The organism is Tepidamorphus gemmatus (assembly GCF_004346195.1).
Classification (GTDB): Bacteria; Pseudomonadota; Alphaproteobacteria; order Rhizobiales; family Tepidamorphaceae; genus Tepidamorphus; species Tepidamorphus gemmatus.
Genome location: NZ_SMAK01000006.1, coordinates 83,125 through 102,882, shown reverse-complemented (window position 1 = coordinate 102,882; position 19,758 = coordinate 83,125). Strand labels below are relative to the sequence as shown.

The 19,758-nt window shown below is 68.4% G+C and carries 18 protein-coding genes; 12 read left to right on the top strand and 6 right to left on the bottom strand.

Features of this window, described 5'->3' with window-relative positions; genetic code table 11:
* Positions 1-19: 19 nt before the first annotated feature.
* The 11 genes from EDC22_RS11075 to preA all read left to right on the top strand — a co-directional run bounded on the left by EDC22_RS11075 (position 20) and on the right by preA (position 12,184).
* A complete protein-coding gene (locus EDC22_RS11075) occupies positions 20-1,600 on the top strand; it encodes a sugar ABC transporter ATP-binding protein (protein ID WP_132806723.1) in 1,581 nt (526 codons plus the stop codon).
* The gene (locus tag EDC22_RS11070; protein ID WP_132806722.1) at positions 1,597-2,622 is read left to right on the top strand and encodes an ABC transporter permease; all 1,026 of its coding nucleotides are present in this window, start codon (positions 1,597-1,599) and stop codon (positions 2,620-2,622) included. The genes EDC22_RS11075 and EDC22_RS11070 overlap by 4 nt, the downstream gene beginning before the upstream one ends.
* Positions 2,615-3,613: an ABC transporter permease gene (locus EDC22_RS11065; protein WP_245499725.1), complete on the top strand. Its 999-nt coding sequence runs from the start codon at positions 2,615-2,617 to the stop codon at positions 3,611-3,613. The genes EDC22_RS11070 and EDC22_RS11065 overlap by 8 nt, the downstream gene beginning before the upstream one ends.
* A 75-nt stretch (positions 3,614-3,688) precedes the next feature.
* Positions 3,689-4,417: a LamB/YcsF family protein gene (locus EDC22_RS11060; protein ID WP_132806721.1), complete on the top strand. Its 729-nt coding sequence runs from the start codon at positions 3,689-3,691 to the stop codon at positions 4,415-4,417.
* Positions 4,418-4,479: 62 nt separating this feature from the next.
* Positions 4,480-4,719, top strand: coding sequence for an acetyl-CoA carboxylase (locus EDC22_RS11055; RefSeq protein WP_132806720.1), 240 nt, complete (start codon positions 4,480-4,482; stop codon positions 4,717-4,719).
* Between the two features lie 199 nt (positions 4,720-4,918).
* Positions 4,919-6,283 (top strand): acetyl-CoA carboxylase biotin carboxylase subunit, encoded by a 1,365-nt coding sequence (locus EDC22_RS11050; protein WP_132806719.1) that lies wholly within the window; start codon positions 4,919-4,921, stop codon positions 6,281-6,283.
* Between the two features lie 20 nt (positions 6,284-6,303).
* The gene (locus EDC22_RS11045; protein ID WP_132806718.1) at positions 6,304-7,179 is read left to right on the top strand and encodes a 5-oxoprolinase subunit B family protein; all 876 of its coding nucleotides are present in this window, start codon (positions 6,304-6,306) and stop codon (positions 7,177-7,179) included.
* A complete protein-coding gene (locus tag EDC22_RS11040; RefSeq protein WP_132806717.1) occupies positions 7,169-8,137 on the top strand; it encodes a 5-oxoprolinase subunit C family protein in 969 nt (322 codons plus the stop codon). The genes EDC22_RS11045 and EDC22_RS11040 overlap by 11 nt, the downstream gene beginning before the upstream one ends.
* Positions 8,138-8,365: 228 nt before the next feature.
* Positions 8,366-8,947, top strand: a complete 582-nt coding sequence (locus EDC22_RS11035) for a biotin transporter BioY (protein ID WP_132806716.1) — start codon at positions 8,366-8,368, stop codon at positions 8,945-8,947.
* Between the two features lie 375 nt (positions 8,948-9,322).
* A complete protein-coding gene (locus tag EDC22_RS11030; RefSeq protein WP_132806715.1) occupies positions 9,323-10,693 on the top strand; it encodes an NAD(P)-dependent oxidoreductase in 1,371 nt (456 codons plus the stop codon).
* Positions 10,694-10,876: 183 nt separating this feature from the next.
* Positions 10,877-12,184 (top strand): NAD-dependent dihydropyrimidine dehydrogenase subunit PreA, encoded by a 1,308-nt coding sequence (gene preA / locus EDC22_RS11025; protein WP_132806714.1) that lies wholly within the window; start codon positions 10,877-10,879, stop codon positions 12,182-12,184.
* A gap of 136 nt (positions 12,185-12,320) precedes the next feature.
* Here the strand turns inward: preA and EDC22_RS11020 are convergent, their stop codons facing one another.
* The 3 genes from EDC22_RS11020 to EDC22_RS11010 all read right to left on the bottom strand — a co-directional run bounded on the left by EDC22_RS11020 (position 12,321) and on the right by EDC22_RS11010 (position 15,657).
* Positions 12,321-13,352 carry a histone deacetylase family protein gene (locus EDC22_RS11020; RefSeq protein WP_132806713.1) on the bottom strand — a complete coding sequence of 344 codons (1,032 nt, stop codon included), beginning with the start codon at positions 13,350-13,352 and terminating at the stop codon, positions 12,321-12,323.
* Between the two features lie 106 nt (positions 13,353-13,458).
* On the bottom strand, positions 13,459-14,355 hold the full coding sequence (locus EDC22_RS11015) for a nitrilase-related carbon-nitrogen hydrolase (protein ID WP_132806712.1): 897 nt from the start codon (positions 14,353-14,355) through the stop codon (positions 13,459-13,461).
* A gap of 228 nt (positions 14,356-14,583) precedes the next feature.
* Positions 14,584-15,657 carry a glycosyltransferase family 4 protein gene (locus tag EDC22_RS11010; RefSeq protein WP_132806711.1) on the bottom strand — a complete coding sequence of 358 codons (1,074 nt, stop codon included), beginning with the start codon at positions 15,655-15,657 and terminating at the stop codon, positions 14,584-14,586.
* Between the two features lie 17 nt (positions 15,658-15,674).
* Here EDC22_RS11010 and EDC22_RS11005 point away from each other — a divergent pair, with 17 nt between their 5' ends.
* On the top strand, positions 15,675-16,595 hold the full coding sequence (locus EDC22_RS11005; RefSeq protein ID WP_132806710.1) for a glycosyltransferase family 2 protein: 921 nt from the start codon (positions 15,675-15,677) through the stop codon (positions 16,593-16,595).
* Here EDC22_RS11005 and EDC22_RS11000 read toward each other — a convergent pair.
* From EDC22_RS11000 to EDC22_RS10990, 3 genes are read right to left on the bottom strand one after another with little or no spacing between them, the layout of a single operon-like run.
* Entirely contained in the window at positions 16,579-17,337 is a 759-nt protein-coding gene (locus tag EDC22_RS11000) for a cephalosporin hydroxylase family protein (RefSeq protein WP_132806709.1), read from the bottom strand. The genes EDC22_RS11005 and EDC22_RS11000 overlap by 17 nt on opposite strands.
* On the bottom strand, positions 17,334-18,503 hold the full coding sequence (locus tag EDC22_RS10995) for a class I SAM-dependent methyltransferase (RefSeq protein WP_132806708.1): 1,170 nt from the start codon (positions 18,501-18,503) through the stop codon (positions 17,334-17,336). The genes EDC22_RS11000 and EDC22_RS10995 overlap by 4 nt, the downstream gene beginning before the upstream one ends.
* On the bottom strand, positions 18,500-19,426 hold the full coding sequence (locus tag EDC22_RS10990; protein ID WP_132806707.1) for an NAD-dependent epimerase/dehydratase family protein: 927 nt from the start codon (positions 19,424-19,426) through the stop codon (positions 18,500-18,502). Before EDC22_RS10990 ends, EDC22_RS10995 begins: the two co-directional genes overlap by 4 nt.
* Between the last annotated feature and the right edge of the window lie 332 nt (positions 19,427-19,758).

Sequence of the window (19,758 nt, the reverse complement as noted above, 5' to 3'; positions counted from 1 at the left end):
CAAGAGGGCTGATTGTGGGATGAACGATCTCGCGCAAGCGACGGCGGCGGCGCGGTCCCGGACCGCGCCGTCGGACGCTGGTGAGCCGCTGCTCGAGATGAGGGCCATCTGCAAGGCCTTTCCGGGCGTGCGCGCGCTGGATTCGGTCGACTTCGACCTGCGCCGCGGCGAGGTCCATGTCCTGTTCGGCGAGAACGGCGCCGGCAAGTCGACCCTGATCAACATCATCGCCGGCACCTTCCCGCCCGACAGCGGCAGCTTCCGCTTCGAGGGGCGCACCATCACCGGCCTGACGCCGCACAAGGCGCGGGTCATGGGCATCAGCCCGGTCTTCCAGGAATTCTCGCTCGTCCCGGACATGACCATCGAGGAGAATCTCTTCCTCGGCCGCGAGATCACCTCCGGCGGCGTGCTGTCCTCGCGCGCGATGATGCGCCGCGCCCGCGAGGTCATCGACGAACTCGGCTTCCATCTCGATCCGAAGAAGAAGGTGCGCGAACTGTCCCGCGCCCACCAGCAGATGACCGAGATCGCCAAGGCGCTGATGGGCAATGTCCGGTTGCTGATCCTTGACGAGCCGACCGCCTCGCTGACCGAGGCGGAGACCGGCCGCCTGTTCTCGCTGATCGAGCGGTTGAGGGCGGAAAAGGTCGGCATCATCTACGTTTCCCATCGCATGCGGGAGATCAAGCAGCTCGCCGACCGCATCACCGTGCTGCGCGACGGCCGACTGGTTCGCGCGCTCGACGCCGGCGGCGTCAGCGAGAACGAGCTGGTCGAGCTGATGACGGGCCGCAAGATCGACGTGCTGTTCCCGACGATCGCCCATGCACCGGGCGCGGTCAGGCTCGAGGTCGAGGATCTCACCCTCGCCAACCGCTCGGTCGTGGGCGTCGGTTTCCGTGCCCGCGCCGGCGAGGTGACCGGCATTGCCGGCCTGGTCGGCTGCGGCAAGTCGGAACTGGTTCGGGCGGTCTACGGCCTCGAGGACATCGAGCGCGGCACGATCCTCGTCGAGGGGCATCGTTACGACGCCCCGACCCCGGCCGAAAGTCTCAGGCGCGGCATCTGCTACTTTCCCTCCGATCGCGTCGTCGAGGGCCTCGCGCTCGGCCGGCCGATCCGCGAGAACGCCTCGATGGCCGCGCTCGATCTCGCCACCTTCGCCCGCATGCGCATCCTCCGGCGCGCCAACGAACGCCGGACGATCCAGGAGATCGTCGATCGGCTCAGGTTGCGGCCGCCGCAGATCGAGCGGGTCGTGGCCAACCTGTCCGGCGGCAATCGGCAGAAGGTGATGTTGGCCCGCGGCCTCACCCGCGAGACGCGGCTGTTCCTGTTCGACGAGCCGACCGTCGGCATCGACGTCGGCGCCAAGATCGAGGTGTACGAGCTGATGAAACAGCTCGTCGAGAACGGCGCGGCGATCGTCCTGGTGTCCTCGGAGCTGCCCGAGGTGCTGCATCTGTCGAACCGGCTCTACGTGATGCATCGCGGCCGGATGGTTGCCGAACTCACCGGCAAGGACATCAACGAGCAGGCGGTCCTGTCGAGCTTCTTCCGCGACGAGGCAACCGCCGCAGCGAGCGAGGGGGCATGACGGGTCGCGCCATTGGGGTGCGGGAGCACCCCGAATCCCAGTTCGACCGGGTCTCGCGCCTGGTGCTCGGGGTCGGCCTCCTGCCGATCCTGCTCGTCGCGATGATCGCCTTCATGGCGGTGGTCGAACAGAAGTTCTTCGGGCTCAACAACATCTTCAACGTGCTGCGCTCGACCTCGTTCCTGGCGATCGTCGCCGCCGGCCAGATGCTGGTGCTGATCGTCGGCGGATTCGATCTGTCGGTCGGCGCGGTGATCGCACTCACCTCGACGGTGATGGCAAAGGTGATGGCCATGCTGGCCGCCTCGATGCCCGATCAGACCGGGCTGGTGATCACCGTCGGCATTCTCGCGGGCCTCGCCTGTGGCGTCTTCATCGGACTGATCAACGGGTTGTGCGTCGCCTTCCTGCGCATCTCGCCGTTCATGGTGACGCTCGGCACGCTGTCGATCGCAAGCGGCATCGGCCTGCTGCTCACCAATGGCATCCCGGTCTACGGAATGCCGGACGCCTTCGTGAAGGATTTCGGGCGGGCGCTGTGGCTCGGCCTGCCGACCACCGTCTACATCGCCGTGGCGATCATCGCGGCGGTCTGGTTCATCCAGCAGCACACCCGGCTCGGCCGCTACATCTATGCCATCGGCGGCAATCTGCAGGCGGCGATCGTTTCGGGTGTCCCGGCGACCGGGTATCTGGTGCTGACCTATGTGATGTGCTCGGTGCTTGCCTCGATCGCCGGCATCCTGATGACCGCGCGGCTCGGCTCGGGCCAGGCGACGATGGGCGGCAACCTGATGATGCTGCAGTCGATCGCCGCCGCCGTGATCGCCGGCGTCAGCCTGCGCGGCGGCATCGGCCGGGTCGAGATGGTGGCGCTCGGCGCCCTGTTCCTGTCGATCCTCACCAACGCCATGAACCTGCTCAGGGTGGACAGCAAGATGCAGGTGGTCGTGCTCGGCATCATTCTCGTCGCCGCGGTGGCACTGGACGAGTGGGGCAAGCGGAGGCAGCTGCGTGGCTGACGTCGCCCGCCCGACCGAAATGTCCCGGCTGATCGGCCGGGCGACCCTGATCCAGGCGATCCTGCCGGTCGCGCTGGTGGTGATGGTGTTCGGCTTCTCGCTGGTCGAGCCGCGCGTGCTGTCGACCGGGAACCTCGTCAACATCGCCATCCAGGCGAGCTATCTGGCGATCTTCGCCACCGCCCAGATGGTGGTGATCCTGACCCGCGGCTTCGACCTGTCGCTCGGCACCGCCGTCTCCGCCGTCAGCGTGACCAGCGCGCTGGTGATGACCGGCATGGCCGGACCGGCCGGTGAGGGGCTTGCCCAGGCGCTGATCCTCGGCATCCTGATGGGGCTCGCCATTGGCGTCGGAACCGGCCTGTTCAACGGGTTCGCCGTCGCCTGGCTACGGGTCAATCCGTTCGTCGCCACGCTCGGCAGCCTCAACATCTGCCTCGGTATCGCCACCATGGCCTCCGACGGACGGCCGGTGTTCAACGTGCCCGACGCGTTCAGCCGTCTCGTCTATTCCGGCACCGTGGCCGGCATTCCGGTGCCGATCCTGCTGGCCGGTCTCGTGCTGCTGGTGACGTGGTTCATCCTCAACTACACGGTATTCGGCCGGGCACTCTACATCCTCGGCGGCAATCCGCGGGCAGCGACCGTCGCCGGCATCCCAAGCCGTCGCTACCTGCTGCTCGCCTATGTGATGTGCTCGGTCATCGCGGCGCTCGGCGCGCTGATGCTGACCGGGCGCACCGGCTCGGGCGAGCCCAATCTCGGCGGCAACCTGACGCTCGAAAGCATCGCTGCCGCCGTGATCGGCGGCGTCAGCCTGCGCGGCGGGCTGGGCGGGGTGCATTCCTGCATCCTCGGCGCGCTGTTCATCACGGCGCTGTCCAACGGCATGAACCTGATGCGGATCGACGGGTACATCCAGATGATCGTGCTCGGCTGCGTCGTCATCCTTGCGATCTTCCTTGACCGGCTCCGGGCAATGCGTTCATGAGGCGATGAGCGTGCGGACGGCGCGCGCCATCGCGGTGGCGATTTTGGCAGTTCAGATCAGGACGAGGAGACAGCGATGACGGTGATCAACTGCGACATGGGCGAGGGGTTCGGCCTCTACCAGATCGGCGATGATGCCGCGCTGATGCCGCTGATTTCGGTCGCCAACGTCGCCTGCGGCTTCCATGCCTCCGACTTCAACCACATGCGCAAGACGGTCCGGCTCGCCAAGCAGCACGGCGTCAAGGTCGGGGCGCATCCCTCGCTGCCGGACCTGCAGGGCTTCGGTCGCCGCGAGATGAAGATCTCGCGCGAGGAGCTCGCCAACTGCATCATCTACCAGGTCGGCGCGCTGAAGGGCTTCCTCGAGGCTGAGGGCATGCAGCTCAACCACATCAAGCCGCACGGCTCGCTGTATGGCATGTCGGCACGGATGGAGGACATCGCCCATGCGGTCTGTGATGCCGCCGACGTGTTCAAGGTGCCGCTCTACGGTATCGTCGGGACGCTGCACGAGAAGATCTATCCCGCCCGCGGCCACGCCTTCGTGTCGGAGTTCTATGCCGACCTGGACTACAGCGACGAAGGCACGATGATCATCACCCGGGAGCACCACGCCGTCGATCCGAAGGTCGCTGCCGAGCGCTGCCTTAGGGCCGTGCGGGAAGGCAGGACGACCAGCGTCAACGGCAAGGAGCTGGTGGTGCGGGCCGATTCGATCTGCGTGCATTCCGACACGCCGAACGCGGTCGAGATCGCGACGGCTGTCCGCGAGGCGATCAAGCCGTATCTCGACGCCGCGTGAATCCGCTACGCTGCGCCGCCGCGCGAATCGCTGGCTCTGCAACTGCCTGATCGGGGAAACGAATGTCCGAGAAACATATCCTGTCGCCGCTCCCGGGAACCTTCTATCGCAAGCCGGCCCCGGACAAGCCGCCGTTCAAGGATGTCGGCGACATGGTGACGCTCGGCGAGGTGGTCGGGCTCGTCGAGGTGATGAAGACCTTCTACGAGGTTAAGTCCGAGCTTGAGGGCAAGGTGGCGAGGATCCTCGCCGAGAACGAGGCCGCGGTGCAGGCCGGCGAGCCCCTGATCGAGCTGGAATGACGGGCGGATTCCCCGACGTGTGCCGTCCCCTGCCCGCCTCGCTCAGCGTCCTTCCGGAAACGGCAAGGCCGTTGCCCGGGATCGGTATGCATCAATGGTCGATCGCGCTCCAAGTCCGGTTTCCCGGCTGCATCTTCGGCCGGGATGACGGTGGCATGCCTGCCGTCGCGGTCGCCACTACGATCGGATCACGCCGCGCATGACCATCCGCAAGCTTCTCATCGCCAACCGCGGCGAGATCGCCGTCAGGATCAACCGGGCCGCGCGCGAACTCGGCATCCGCACCGTGCAGGCCTACAGCCAGGCCGACGCCGACTCGCTCGCCGTGAGGCTCGCCGACGAGGCGGTCGAGATTGGCCCGGCGCAGGCGGCGAAGTCCTATCTCAACGTTGACGCGCTGATTGCGGCGGCACGGTCGTCCGGAGCCGATGCGGTGCATCCGGGCTATGGCTTTCTTGCCGAGAGTGCCCGATTCGCCGAGGCGGTCGAGCAGGCCGGTCTGGTTTTCGTCGGCCCGCGTGGCGACACCATCCGCATGATGGGCGACAAGGTCGCCGCCCGCGCCGCCGCCGCCGCCGCCGGCGTGCCGACCGTGCCCGGCAGCGACGGCCGGATCGACAGCCTGCCCGATGCGCTGAAGCTTGCCGAGGAGATCGGCTATCCGGTGATGATCAAGGCGGCGGCCGGGGGCGGCGGACGCGGCATCCGCATCGCCCACGACAGGGCCGAGTTCGAGCGCTTCTTCCAGCTCGCCGGCACCGAGGCGCAGACGGCCTTCGGCGACGGAGGTCTCTACGTGGAGAAGGTGATCGAGCGGGCGCGTCACGTCGAGGTACAGGTACTCGGCGACGGCACCGACGCCGTCCATTGCTTCGAACGTGAATGCTCGCTGCAGCGCCGCCGCCAGAAGGTCTGGGAGGAGGCGCCTTCGGCCGCCCTCGACGCGACGAAGCGGCGCGACCTGTGCCAGTCGGCGGTGGCGCTGGCGAGATCGGTCGGCTATCGCGGCGCCGGCACGCTGGAGTATCTCTACGACGACCGCACCGGTGACTTCTACTTCATCGAGATGAACACCCGCATCCAGGTCGAGCATCCGGTCACCGAGTTCGTCACCGGCATCGACCTGGTGCGTGAGATGCTGCTGATCGCGGGCGGTCAGCCGCTGCGGCTGAAGCAGGAGGACATCGCGCTGCGCGGCCATGCGATCGAGGTGCGCATCAATGCGGAGGATCCGGCGAAGGACTTCATGCCCTTCCCCGGCAGGATTGGCGAGTTGGCGGTCCCGGGCGGGCCCGGCGCGCGCTTCGATACCATGCTCTATGCCGGGTATCAGATCCCGCCCTTCTACGACTCGCTGCTCGGCAAGCTGATCGTCTGGGACGAGGACCGCGAACATGCCATCGACCGGCTGAAGCGCGCGCTGCGCGAGCTCACCATCGGTGGGGTCAAGACCACCGTGCCGCTGCATCTGGCACTGGCCGACGACCGTGACGTGCGCGCCAATGATGTGCATACCCGCTGGCTCGAGCGCTGGCTCGAGACGAACGGATCGCGACTGGGCTGAACAGGGGAGGAACCGAACCGATGACAGCACGATACTCCTTCGGCGGAGACGAACACGTCTTCGTCGAGGTGGACGAGGAGATGTCGCTCGAGGCGTTCTTCAAGAGCCTGTCGATCACCAATGCGGTGAAGCAGGCGGGCATCAGGGGGGTCACCGAGATCTGCCCGGCGAACGCGTCGTTCCAGATCAAGTTCGACCCGGACGTGATCAGCCCGGATGACATGCTGGCCGAGCTGAAGTCTCTGGAGGCGGCGGCGGAGAAGGCCGAGTCACGCATCCAGACGCGCATCATCGAGGTGCCGGTGTTCTACCGCGATCCGTGGACCACCGAGACGCTGATGCGCTTCCGCGAGCGCCATCAGGATCCGAATTCGACCGACATCGAGTACGCAGCTCGGATCAACGGCTATGCGACGGTCGACGACTTCATCAAGGCGCATTCCGGCGCGCCCTGGTTCGTGTCGATGGTCGGTTTCGTCGCCGGCCTGCCGTTCCTCTATCAGATGGTCGAGCGCAAGCGGCAGATCCAGGTTCCGAAGTATCTGCGCCCGCGTACCGACACGCCGAAGCTGACGGTCGGTATCGGTGGCTGCTTCGGCTGCATCTACTCGGTGCGCGGCGCCGGCGGCTACCAGATGTTCGGCATCACGCCGATGCCGATCTACGACCCGAAGCAGGAGATCAGCTATCTCCGCGACTTCATGGTGTTCTTCCGCCCGGGCGACATCGTGAAGTGGAAGCCGATCGACCGGGCTGAATACGACGACACGGTCGCGGCCGTGGCGGCGAACCGCTACATGCCGAAAGTGCGGGAGGTCACCTTCGATCTCGACGAATTCAACAAGGACATCGACGGCTACAACGCCAGGCTCGAGGGGGTGCTCAATGGCCATTAAGGTGATTGCGCCCGGGCTTGCCACCACCGTTCAGGATCTCGGCCGGCCCGGCTACTACCATCTCGGCATTCCGCTCTCCGGCGCCATGGATCGCTATGCGCTCGTCTGCGCCAATCTGCTGGTCGGAAATGACGAGGGGGCGGCCTGTCTCGAATGCGTGTTCATGGGGCCGGAACTCGAGTTCACCCGGGACGCCGTGGTTGCCGTGACCGGCGCCGACCTGCCGCCCAAGGTCGACGGCGAGGAGCGCGAGACGTGGACGTCGTTCCCGGTAAAGGCCGGCCAGAGACTGTCCTTCTCGTTCCTCAAGGCGGGCGCCCGAGCCTATATCGCCGTTTCCGGTGGCATCGATGTGCCGGTGGTGCTCGGCAGCCGGTCGACCTATGCCCTTGGCGCCCTGGGCGGTCACGAGGGCAGGGCGCTTGCCGCGGGCGACACGCTGCCCGTCGGCGCAGGCGCCGGCAGGGCGGGACGTTCGGTGCCGGCCGCGCTGCGCCGGATGCCGGGCAAGCCGGCGGAGCTGCGGATGCTGCCGGGTCTCTACTGGCACCGGATCACGGCCGAGGCCGGCCGGCACTTCTTCGCCGACACCTGGAAGGTCGCGCCGGAGGCGGATCGCATCGGCTACCGGTTCCGCGGCGGGCGGCCGCTCGACTTCGTGCCGCGCGAACAGCCGTTCGGTGCGGGATCCGATCCCTCGAACATCGTCGATGCCTGCTATCCCTACGGCTCGATCCAGGTGCCCGGCGGCACCGAACCGATCGTGCTGCACCGCGATGCGGTCTCGGGCGGCGGCTACTTCATGCTCGGCACGGTGATTTCCGCCGACATGGATCTGATCGGCCAGATGCAGCCACACACCGAGACCCGCTTCGTCGAGGTCGACATGGCGACCGCCCTCAAGGCGCGCCACGACCGCGAGGCCGGACTGCAGAAGGTGCGCGACGCGCTGGCCTGAACTGGGGGCGCCGGCCTGATGCCAGATGCGTCGGGCCAGCCGACAGCAAGGCCGCAGAGCCAGGGGCGGCCTGAGCCCGTTGGCGATGACGAGGTGCGGAGAGGAGTACGGGCATGAACCGGATCGGAAGGGCGCGCCGGCGGTCAAACGTCTCTTGACGGAACGCACGGGGTCGGCGAGACCCTGTATCGGGACAACACTTCGCGGGTGGAACAGGGGAGTTCACTGATGAATGCAATCGAAAGCCGCATGCCGACTCTGGCCGGAACGCTGTGGCCGGCGCGCGGCGGGTCCGAGATCGTCCGCAATGTCGTGCTGGCGCTGATCGGGACGGTGCTGCTCACGATCTCTGCCAAGATCATGGTGCCATTCTGGCCGGTGCAGATGTCGATGCAGACCTTCGCGGTAATGGTGATCGGTGCCGCTTACGGGCCGCGGCTGGCCGGCGCCACCGTCGCCCTCTATCTCCTTGAGGGCGCGCTCGGGCTGCCGGTATTCGGCCGGGGCGCCGGTCTTGCCTACATGGCCGGCCCGACCGGCGGCTACCTGATCGGCTTCCTGGCCGCCGCCATCGTTGTCGGCTTCCTCGCCGAGCGTGGCTTCGACCGCCGCTGGCCGACGGCACTGGCGATGTTCCTGATCGGCGATGTCATCATCTTCGTCTTCGGCCTGGCGTGGTTGACCAGCCTGATCGGCTTCGAGAAGGCGATCGCCGGCGGCCTGATGCCGTTCCTGCCCGCCGAGGCGCTGAAGATCGCGCTCGCCATGGCGGTGATGCCGATCGCCTGGAAGTTGGTCGGCAGGCAATAGTCTGCGGCGGCGTCATCCCGGACCGGCCCGCTGGCCGATCCGGGATCGAGCGGGCGGGGCCTCTGGCGCTCGGATGCGCTGCGAAGCCGGCCTTCGCTCCGCTCCGGTCGGGATGACGCAGGAAGGGCTGCAACGTTGCGACCAGGATACGGCCCCGCTGCGGCGGGGCCGTTCGCGTTTCGGGGACACCGCATCCGCCGGCTGCGCGGACAGTTCGCTGGTATTTTGACCATCCGATAAAAAATTTTGCGCTTTCGTCGGATTGGTGCCATGCTGCCGTTACGGGCGCGACCGCGCCTCCCGTCCACGCGGCTCCCCCGGCGGGCCGGGCGGACAGGGGAGGGAGGCGCCGTGCCCGCCATGGAGGAGGAAGGCATGGCATCGACCCCGCATGTCGGCGCGCCCGACATCGCCGCCGGGCGACTGGCGCCCGAGGACTATCTCGAAAACTTCTCGGATCTGCATCCGCCGCTGACGACTCACGAGGCGCGGGTCGAGGCCGACCGCTGCTACTTCTGCCACGACGCACCCTGCACCGTCGCCTGTCCGACCTCGATCGACATTCCACTGTTCATACGCGAGATCGCGACTGGCAACCCGATCGGCGCGGCCCGCACGATCTTCGCCGAGAACATCCTGGGCGGCATGTGTGCCCGCGTCTGCCCTACCGAGACCCTGTGCGAAGAGGCCTGCGTGCGCATGGAGGCCGAGGGCAAGCCGGTAAGGATCGGCGAATTGCAGCGGCATGCCACCGATGCCTGGATGGCGACGCGCGGCGGGCAGCCGTTCTCCCGCGCCGATCCGACCGGCAAGCGCGTCGCCATCGTCGGCGCCGGGCCGGCGGGACTCGCCTGCGCCCACCGTCTTGCCCTGCACGGCCACGACGTCGTGATCTACGAGGCCCGCGAGAAGCCGGGCGGTCTCAACGAATACGGCATCGCCGCCTACAAGACCGTCGATGATTTCGCCCAGCGCGAGGTCGCGTTCGTCCTGTCGGTCGGCGGCATCACCATCGAGACCGGCAAGGCGCTCGGCCGGGATCTGAGCCTCGCCGAGCTCACGTCCGCCTTCGACGCGGTGTTCCTCGCTCTCGGCCTCGGCGCCGTCAATGCGCTCGACGTCCCGGGCGAAGATCTCGACGGCGTGATCGACGCGGTAGATTACATCGCCAGCTTGCGCCAGGCCGGGAACCTCGCCGAATTGCCGGTCGGCCGCCGCGTCGTCGTGATCGGCGGCGGGATGACCGCCATCGATGTCGCCGTGCAGTCGAAGCTGCTCGGTGCGCAGGAGGTCACCATCGTCTACCGCCGTGGCCAGGAGCAGATGGGCGCCAGCGGATTCGAGCAGGAACTGGCGCTGACCCGTGGCGTCGTCATCCGCCATTGGGCGCGACCCGTCCGCATCCTCGGCGGCAACGACAATCACGTGCGGGCCGTCGCCTTCGAGACGACGCGGCTCGACGGCGACCGGCTGGTCGGCACCGGCGAGATCTGGGAGCTTCCCGCCGACATGGTGTTCAAGGCGATCGGGCAGGCCTTCGATCCGGCCCCGCTCAACGGATCCGGTGCCGGCATCGCGCTCGAGTCCGGGCGTATCCGCGTCGACGCGGAGCGCCGCACCTCGCTTGCCCGGGTCTGGGCGGGCGGCGACTGCGTCGCCGGCGGCAAGGATCTGACGGTGGCGGCTGTCGAGGACGGCAAGCTGGCTGCGGAAAGCATCCACCGGGCACTGACCGCCGGCGCCTGAACCGTCCGGGGCCGCCGCCGGTGCCGCGCCATGCCGAATGACCCACGGGTCGATCCGGCGTCGCGACGATGGTCTCAGCGGCGGCATCCCGAACCCGGCATCCGCCTCGCTCGGTCGGAAGGCCCTTCTCGGCCGGGAGGATCAGCCGGGCAGGATGCAAAGTCTCGGTCACAGGAGGAGAGCATGGCCGATCTTCGCAGCGAATTCCTGGGGATCAGGACCCCCAATCCGTTCTGGCTGGCGTCCGCGCCGCCGACCGACAAGGAGTACAATGTGGTGCGCGCCTTCCAGCAGGGCTGGGGCGGCGTCGTGTGGAAGACGCTCGGCGAGGATCCGCCGATCGTCAACGTCAGCGGCCCGCGCTACGGCGCCACCTGGGGGCCGGACCGGCGGCTGACCGGCTTCAACAATATCGAGCTGATCACCGACCGCCCGCTGGAGATCAACCTGCAGGAGATCAAGCGGGTGAAGCGCGACTGGCCCGACCGCGGCCTGATCGTCTCGCTGATGGTGCCCTGCGAGGAGGCGAACTGGGCCGCGATCCTCAAGCGCGTCGAGGAGACCGAGGCCGACGGCGTGGAGCTGAACTTCGGCTGTCCGCACGGCATGTCGGAACGCGGCATGGGCTCGGCCGTCGGCCAGGTCCCCGAATACATCGAGATGGTGACGCGCTGGTGCAAGCAGCACACGCGGATGCCGGTGGTGGTCAAGCTCACCCCGAACGTCACCGACATCCGCGCGCCCGCGCGGGCGGCGAAGGCCGGCGGCGCCGACGCGGTGTCGCTGGTCAACACGGTGAACTCCATCATCGCGGTGGACATCGACACTTGGGCGCCGCAACCCACAATCGATGGCAAGGGCACCCACGGCGGCTATTGCGGCCCGGCGATCAAGCCGATCGCGCTGCACATGGTGGCCGAGATCGCCCGCGATCCGCAGACCCGCGGCATCCCGATCTCCGGCATCGGCGGCGTCACCGTGTGGCGCGATGCAGTCGAGTTCATGGCCCTGGGTGCAACCAATGTGCAGGTCTGCACCGCCGCGATGACCTATGGCTTCAAGGTCGTCAAGGAGATGATCGCCGGCCTGAACGACTGGATGGACGAGAAGGGCTACACCCGCCTGTCCGAGATCATCGGCCGTGCCGTGCCGAACGTCACCGACTGGCAGTACCTGAACCTCAACTACGTCACCAAGGCGCGCATCGACCAGGATCTGTGCATCAAGTGCGGCCGCTGCCATGTGGTCTGCGAGGACACCTCGCACCAGGCGATCACTGCAACGGTGAACGGCGTCCGGCACTTCGAGGTGATCGACTCAGAATGCGTCGGCTGCAATCTCTGCGTCTCGGTCTGTCCGGTGGAGAACTGCATCACCATGGAGCGGATCACCGGCATCGACCCGCGCACCAGGGAACCGATCCCCGACACCTACGGCAACTGGACCACGCACCCGAACAACCCCAACGCGATTCGCGAGGCGGCTGAATAGGGGCAGCCACGCCTTCATCGCACAGCCGATGTCATCCCGGACGGCCTTTGGGCCGTTCCGGGATCGGGTGGGTATGCCGGCGCCGTCATGTGTCCCGATCGCGACGCTCCGGTCGGGATGAGGCTGCGCCGATCGGCTATGCCTCCTCCTCGAAGCCGGTCAGCACGTTGACGGTGTTGATTCCGATCTCCTCGACCGCGTAGCCGCCCTCCATCAGGAACACGGTCGGCCGTCCCAGGCGGGCGATGCGGCGGCCGATCTGCAGGAAGTCGGGCGTCGTCAGCTTGAAATGCGAGATCGGGTCGCGCTCGAACGTATCGACGCCGAGCGACACCACCACCGCATCGGGCGCGTAGCCCGCCACCTTGCCGCAGGCGTCATCCAACGCTGCGCCCCAGACGTCATAGGTGGTACCGAACGGCATCGGGTAGTTGATCGTGTAGCCCTCGCCGGCACCCGCCCCCGTCTCGTCGGCATAGCCGAGGAAGAACGGGTACTCGGTCCTCGGATCACCGTGCAGCGAGACGAACTGCACGTCGGCGCGCTCGTAGAAGATGGCCTGGGTGCCGTTGCCGTGGTGGTAGTCCACGTCGAGGACGCTGACCCGGGCAGCGCCCTGGTCGCGCAGCCACTGCGCGGCGATGGCGGCGTTGTTGAGGAAGCAGTAGCCGCCATAGTAGTCGGCGGCCGCGTGATGGCCGGGCGGCCGGCACAGGCCGAACGCCGCCCGCGCGCCATCCCTGACCATCGCCGTGGCGGTCAGCGCGACATTGGCGCTCGCCCGCGCCGCGGCCCATGTGCCAGCCGTGATCGGCGTTCCGGCATCCATCGAGAAATAGGACAGCTTGCCGTCGATCGCCTCCGGTTCGACCGCCCGGAGGCCGCGGATCGCCCAGACCAGTGGCAGCGCCTCGTAGTCGCGCCCGCTCGCCGTCCACATCTCCCAGGCCCGCTCCAGGAAGGCGAGATAGCGGGCGTCATGCACCCGCCCGAGCGGCTCCGTTCCGAACTCGCGTGGCGGCTCCACCGGTCCGAGACCCGTCTCGCGGATGCGCGCCAGCACGATCTCGGCGCGCTCTGGCTTCTCCACGGCGGGCTTCAGCGTCCCTTCGATCAGCTCCATGCGCGCGGCATGAAGCCGGTGATCCTCGCTGTAGACGGTCTTCATGGTTCCTCCCAATGGCGTGATGCCGGAGTCCTGTGACCGGTCCCGGCGCCGCACGGCAGGTGCCCGGCCGGGCCGACGGCGGACGGCATGATGCCGCCCGCCCCTGTCAGCAGCGCCTCACGCGCACATGCGCCGCCGACCAGGCGCCCGGCCAGACCTCGGCGGCACCGGCCCGCTTCCGGCGGATCAGGCCGATCGGCAGGTCGCGGGCGATCAGGAACGGCCCGTCGCCGTCATGGGCGCCGACCGGATCGGTGGCGGCGAAGACGCCGGTGAAGCCGAGCTCCCGTTCGCATGGCACGAAGACAGCGCAGCCGGACACGTTGGTTTCGTTCTGCGTGGTTCCCGGCGCCGTGCCGACGCATCCGGTCGCCGCGACCACCGTCATCAGTTCGACCGCCCGCGCCTTGGCACAGCCGAACACCCGGCTGTACCCGGACAACAGCCCGGTCATCGACGGGACCATCAGCAGGTCGATCCCCTGCGGCGCCAGCAGACTCGACAGCGCCGGCATCTCCACGTCGAGGCAGATCAGCGTCGCGATCTTGAGGCCGCGCCATTCGACGATGGCGATCTCGTCGCCGGTCGCTAGCGTCCAGCTCTCCGGATCCTGCTCGCCCGGGGTCAGGGCCATCTTGTCCTGGGCAATGGCGCGCCCGTCCGGCAGCATCAGCCAGGCGCGGTTGCGTTGGCTGCCATTCACCGTCCACGGCATCGTTCCGGCGAGCAGCGCCACGCCATGCCGCGCCGGGAGCGGCTTGAGCATCTCGAGGGCCTGCGGCGCCTGCGCGGCCATCCAGCCGATCTCGGCCGTTGGCGCGAGCCCGGTGGGCTTGAAGCTCAGCCACTGCTCGCAGGCATATTCCGGCATGATCAGGAGGTCGGCACCGGCGCGGGCGGCCTCCGCGAGCTTGGCATCGATCCGCGCCGCCCAGGCCTCGAGACCGGTCAGCGGCGCAGAGAGATTGGTCGCCCACAGGGCGAGCGTCAGGGTGTCGGTCATAAAGCGCCCCTTAGAGCAAGTCGCGGAGAAGTGGAAGTGGGTGCCCCGTCAGGCAGTGCAACGCCACGGGGGCGAGATCGGGTGATCAATTCGGCTAAACGATGAACCGCCTCACTTCGGACATCCATCCTGCGTCTTCCCGGGTCGGAGGATGCAACGGGCGGCGTCCGGGGTGACGGCGGTGATCGGACAGCGGCTAGGGTTGCGGCATGCGCGAGGCGGCCCGTCTCACACCGCGCCGGCCACCTCTGCCAGCAGGCCGTCGAAGGCGGCAGTCACGATGCGGATGTCGAAGCGTTCGACGGCGCGGGCGCGGCCCTCGGCCTGAAGGCGCGCGCGCTCGGTGGGGGTGTCGATCAGCCGGGCGATGGCAGCGGCGAAGTCGGCCGGATCGACGGTTCCGGTGGTGATCGCCGTCTCGCCGGTCACCTCGGTCAGCCCGCCGCGCCCGGAGCTGATCACCGCCGCCCCGCAGGTCATCGCCTCGAGCGCGGTACGTCCGAACGGCTCAGCCCACACGCTCGGCACCACGGCGATCTCGGCCTGGGCGAACAGACCCATCACGGTTGCGTGCGGCAGGTCGAACATCAGTTCGGCGCGCGGTCCGAGCGGGGCGAGGTGCCGCCGCACCGCCGCGACCGACGCTGCGACGGACCGACCGCCGCCGAGCGCCATCACCGCCCGCCAGTCCGGTCGGCTGGCAAGGGCGGCGGCCGCGGCCTTGGCGAAGATCTCCACCCCCTTCTCCGGCACCGCGCGGCCGGCGAACAGCACGGTCCTCTGCTTCGGCCCGGGAACGAACGCCCGGGTGTCGATGCCGTTGTAGGTTACCGCCGAGCGCGCCTTGCCGGTGTAGCTCCGGCGCGCCGTCTCGCTGACGAAGGCGACCAGCGCCAGGTTGCGGAAGGCGCGGTCGCGCCAGACCCGATGCACGCCGCTGCGCGCCGGCAGGTGATTGTGGCGCTGCAGGATCACGGGAATGCCGGGAAAGGCGCGCGCGACACGGGCCGCCGCCAGCGGATACTGGTGGACGAGGATCGCCTCCGGCTTCGCCTGCCGGATGGCCTCGGCGACCGGCGCGAAGCTTCTGTCGCCAAACCCGACCGGACCGAAGCGTCTGCCGATCCCCGCCACGCCGATGAATGGCGCATCGGCGAATGGCGAGGCCACGGCCTCGCCGATCACCGTGATCCCCGGCCGGAACCGCGAATGGACGACGAAATCGCGCGCGCACAGGTCCACCGAGGTCGCCCGGTCCGCGGCATAGTGCATGTGGCGGGGCAGGATGATCGCAAGGCGCATGGTCAGATCATCACAGGATGGCGTGGGCCGACGCCATCGGCTATAGGGCCGTGATGACCGACCTGACAGTTGCCGTGCCCGTCTTCAACGGCGAAGCCGATCTCGATGCCGCCCTGTGGAATATCCGCCGGCAGACGGAGTCCGATTTTTCGATCGTCGTCTACGACAACGCGTCGACCGACGCGACGCCGCAGATCGCGGCACGCCATGCCGGCGAGGATCCGCGCATCAGGGTCGTGCGGCGGCCCGAGAACATCGGTCTGGTCCCGAACTTCGTCGCCGCCGTGCGCGACGCCACGACGGAGTTCTTCGCCTGGCACGCCGTCGACGACATCTGGTCGGCAGACTACGTCGCCGAACTGCGCAAGCTGCTGCGCGCGCGCCCCGACGCCTGGCTGGCGGTGCCGGGCCAGATCGTCCAGTCCACCGTGCTGAACAGGACCAAGCGCCGGCCGCTGCCATTGCCGCTGTCGGAGCGGACACCGCGCCTGCTGCGCGTCCTCAAGGCGATGTCGGCCTCGCGTTCCGCGTGGCTCTACGGCATGTGGCGGCGCGACCCGCTGCTGACGGCCTATCGGCGTGTGCTGGACGGCTATCCGGTCGTCTATGTGCACGACACGCTGGTGGTGCTGCAGGCGCTGCTGCGCGATGCGGTCACCGGGTCCGACGTCCCGACCTTCACCCAGCGCGTCGGGCACCAGAAGATGTACGACCTGCCCGCCACCGCGGCCGGCCGCCGGGCGGTCTGGGCGGATTTCGTGCGCTTCTGCCATGCCGAGATCGGGCGCCTCGACTGTTCCGATGCCGCCAAGGCGGTGCTGCACGCCTATGTCGCGAAATTCGCCGACAAGCGTTGCATGCGCGTTGCCGATCTCGTGCGCTGGTCGCTTGCCGAGCGGCTGGGGCTGAAGGCGAGGGGCCTCAGCGAATACGCCTGATCCAAGCATCGGGCCAGTGGGTGATGCTCTTCGACAGGGTGCTCTCGTTGAACGCCCAGGCCGGCTGCTCGATGACGAAGTCCGGGTTGCGCGCGACGAAATCGCGGGCCGCCTGCGCCGGGTTGTCGGTGGTCCATTCGGGGCGGCCGCGCGGCGTGTCGGCGAGGTCGCGCATGATGCCGTCGGTCGCCACGATGTAGGAGCCCGGTGTCACCATCGGCGCATAGGCCTCGAGTTCGGCCGTGACATGCGCATAGGTGTGGTTGGAATCGAGCACTACCATCACCGTCTCGTCGGGCGCGATCTCAGCACGCACCTTGCCGACGATCTGCGGATCGACCGAGGAGCCCTCGAACATGGTGATCATGCCGATCAGCGGATGTGCCGCAAGCCGCGCGCGGTTGTGCGGACGGATCTCGATGTCGACGCCGATCACCCGGCCCTTGCCGAGCATCCGGCACAGCGTCGCCGAATAGACCAGCGAGCCGCCATGCGCGATGCCGGTCTCGATGATCACGTCCGGCTTTACCGTGCACACCACCTCCTGGTAGCGGATCATGTCCTCGGGCAGCTGGATCACCGGGATGCCGAACCAGGTGAAGGTGTAGTTGTGCTTCTGGTTCCAGCCCGACTTCACCCACAAGTCGGTCAGGAACGCGAAGCCCTCGTCGCTCCAGAAGCTAGTCCGTCGCCCGTCCTCGGAGATGATCTCGGCGCGGTCGGTATCGATCTGAAATTTCATGCAGCCTCCGGGACGAGTGGCACGAAGCGGGCCTGCCGGCCGATGGCGCGGGCCTGAGCCTCGATCTCCGCGTGATAGGCGGGGTTCATGACGATGACGGTCGCGCCCTTGGCAGGAAGCTGTTCGGGTGCCAGGATCGGCAGTCCGGTCACGGGCAGATAGCCGCCCTGCTTCCTGGGGTTGATGTCGACGGCGCCGGCGAGGCGCGTGGCGTCGGGATCGATCAGCAGGGTGAAGGTGACGCCCTTCGAGCCGCCGCCCCACAGATAGACCGGGCCTTGTCCGGCGGCCGTCTCGACGATGCCGCGCCAGTGCGCGACATAGCGGGACTTCCGGTCCTCCCAGCCGGCGAAATCGGGAATTGTGGCCGGCGCGGGATCGTCGGCGCCGAAGCCCGCCTCGGCCCAGAGATACTGGCCGGCGAAGACGTGGCCGGCCCGCGCCGGGCCGAAGCCCGCCTCGCGCAGCGCGAGCGCCAGCGATCCGGCGGTGAAGATCGAGCAGTGTTCGTAGAACAGGTCCTGCATCTGGCCGTTGGCGATCACCCAGCCGATGCACGGCGTCTCAAGGAAGATACGGACCGGCGAATCGGCGCCGGCTGCGGCGCGGATCGCCCTCAGGAAGCCGACCGGATCGGGCACGTGCTCGATTGTGTGGCGGGAGACGATCACGTCCGGCGCGCCACCGGCCAGATGCGCCGTCGCCGGCTCGTAGTAGCGCCGATGGATTGCCGCGCGACCCGGTCCCTCGCCGTCGATGCCGCGCCAGGCGGGATCGAAGCCGGTTGCACGGGTGATCCTGCCGTCGCCGAGCGCGGCCAGATGCGCGAGGAAATCCCCCTGTCCGCAGCCGACCTCGACGACGCGGACCTCGGTCAGATCGCGGACCGCCGCCAGCACCCGCCCCGCCCGCTCCGCGAAGTGCGCCCGGAAGGCCGGGGAACAGGTCTGGTCGTTCTCGTAGGCCGCGTCATAGACCAGCAGGCCGGGCTCGAAGGCGGCGTTCCAGGCAAAGCCGCAGGCGTGGCAGCCGGCCATCTCCAGCACGCCGGTCGGCGTTGCCAGTGCGCGCTCGCGCGTCGGGCACAGGCCGTTCTGGTGCACGGGCACGCGCGCCCGCCGATCGAAGACGAGTGTGTCGGCCGAGCCGCAGACCGGGCAGGTCATCGCGCCGCCTCCGCCAGCGGCGCATCGTGCCGTCGCCACCAGTCCAGTGCCTCGCCGAGTCCCTGTTCCAGCGGCCGGATCGCCCGGAAGCCGACCTCGCCGGTGAGCCTGCGCACGTTGGCAACCAGGCGCTCCGGCTCGTCCCTGTCGGGCAGGGCGCCGATGCGGACGAGATCGGGCCGTCCGGCCAGCCGGCCGAGCGTCGTCGCGACCTCGGCAACCGTCGCGGCCCGCCCGGAGGCGATGTTGACCGGCCCCTCGACCGGTGACAGGGCGAGCGCGGCGAGCGCCGCGCCGGCATCGCGCGCGTCCATGAAATCACGCGGGCGGTGGCCGGGACCGATCGGTGCCGGCTCGCCGGCCAGCAGCCGACGCGCCACCTGCGGCACCAGCCGCGTCTCGGATTCCGCTGGCCCGTAGAGGAGGAACAGACGGCCCCACGCCCAGGACAGCCCCGCCGACCGGGCATAGCCCTCGACCAGCCGGCGGCAGGCGTCCTTGGCGATGCCGTAGAGCGTCTGCGGCGCGGTCGGCGTCGCCGTCTCGTCGCAATCGGCGGTGGTCTGAGCCGCGTATTCGAAGCCGGAACCGACCCCGACGAAGCGGCGCAGGCCGCGGTCGCCGCCCTGGCGCATCAGGTCGAGGCTCGACGCCACCCAGTCGAGGTTGCTCGGTGCCGTCCAGAAGCGGCCGTGCTCCACCTCCCAGGCACAATGCAGGATCGTATCGGGGCGAACTGTGTCGATCAGCGCCGCCCGCGCCGCCGGGTCGAGCAGGTCGACCCGGTGCCAGACGACGCCCGCGACCGCCGGGGCAGTGCCGCGCGTGCAGGCATGCACCTCGCGTCCCGCCGCGACGAGGGGCGGCAGAGCATTGCGGCCGATGAAGCCGGCGGCGCCGGTGACGAGGATTCGGGCAGTCATGGGATCGAGCGCGCCAGATGTCCGGTCGCGGCGACTTGTAGCCGCCGCCCGCCGCAGGTGCAATCGCGGCTTGGCGGAAACTGGCCAGGCTCCGGTCGGTCGCATTGACCGAACGCAATGGCCCGGCGGTCGCGACGTGTTGGGGGCCGGTGTGCAAGGGGACGGACGAGCCCCTATCCGAACGATCGGATCGCCGACGGCGTCCGGGTTGTGCGCCGCAGCACCCACGCGATGTAGCGGAACCGGCGCGGTCCTCGCGCGTTGCCACATTATCGTCCCGACGCATCGCGATGCTGGACCGGACCGGGGATCAATACCGCATCGCAATGTCG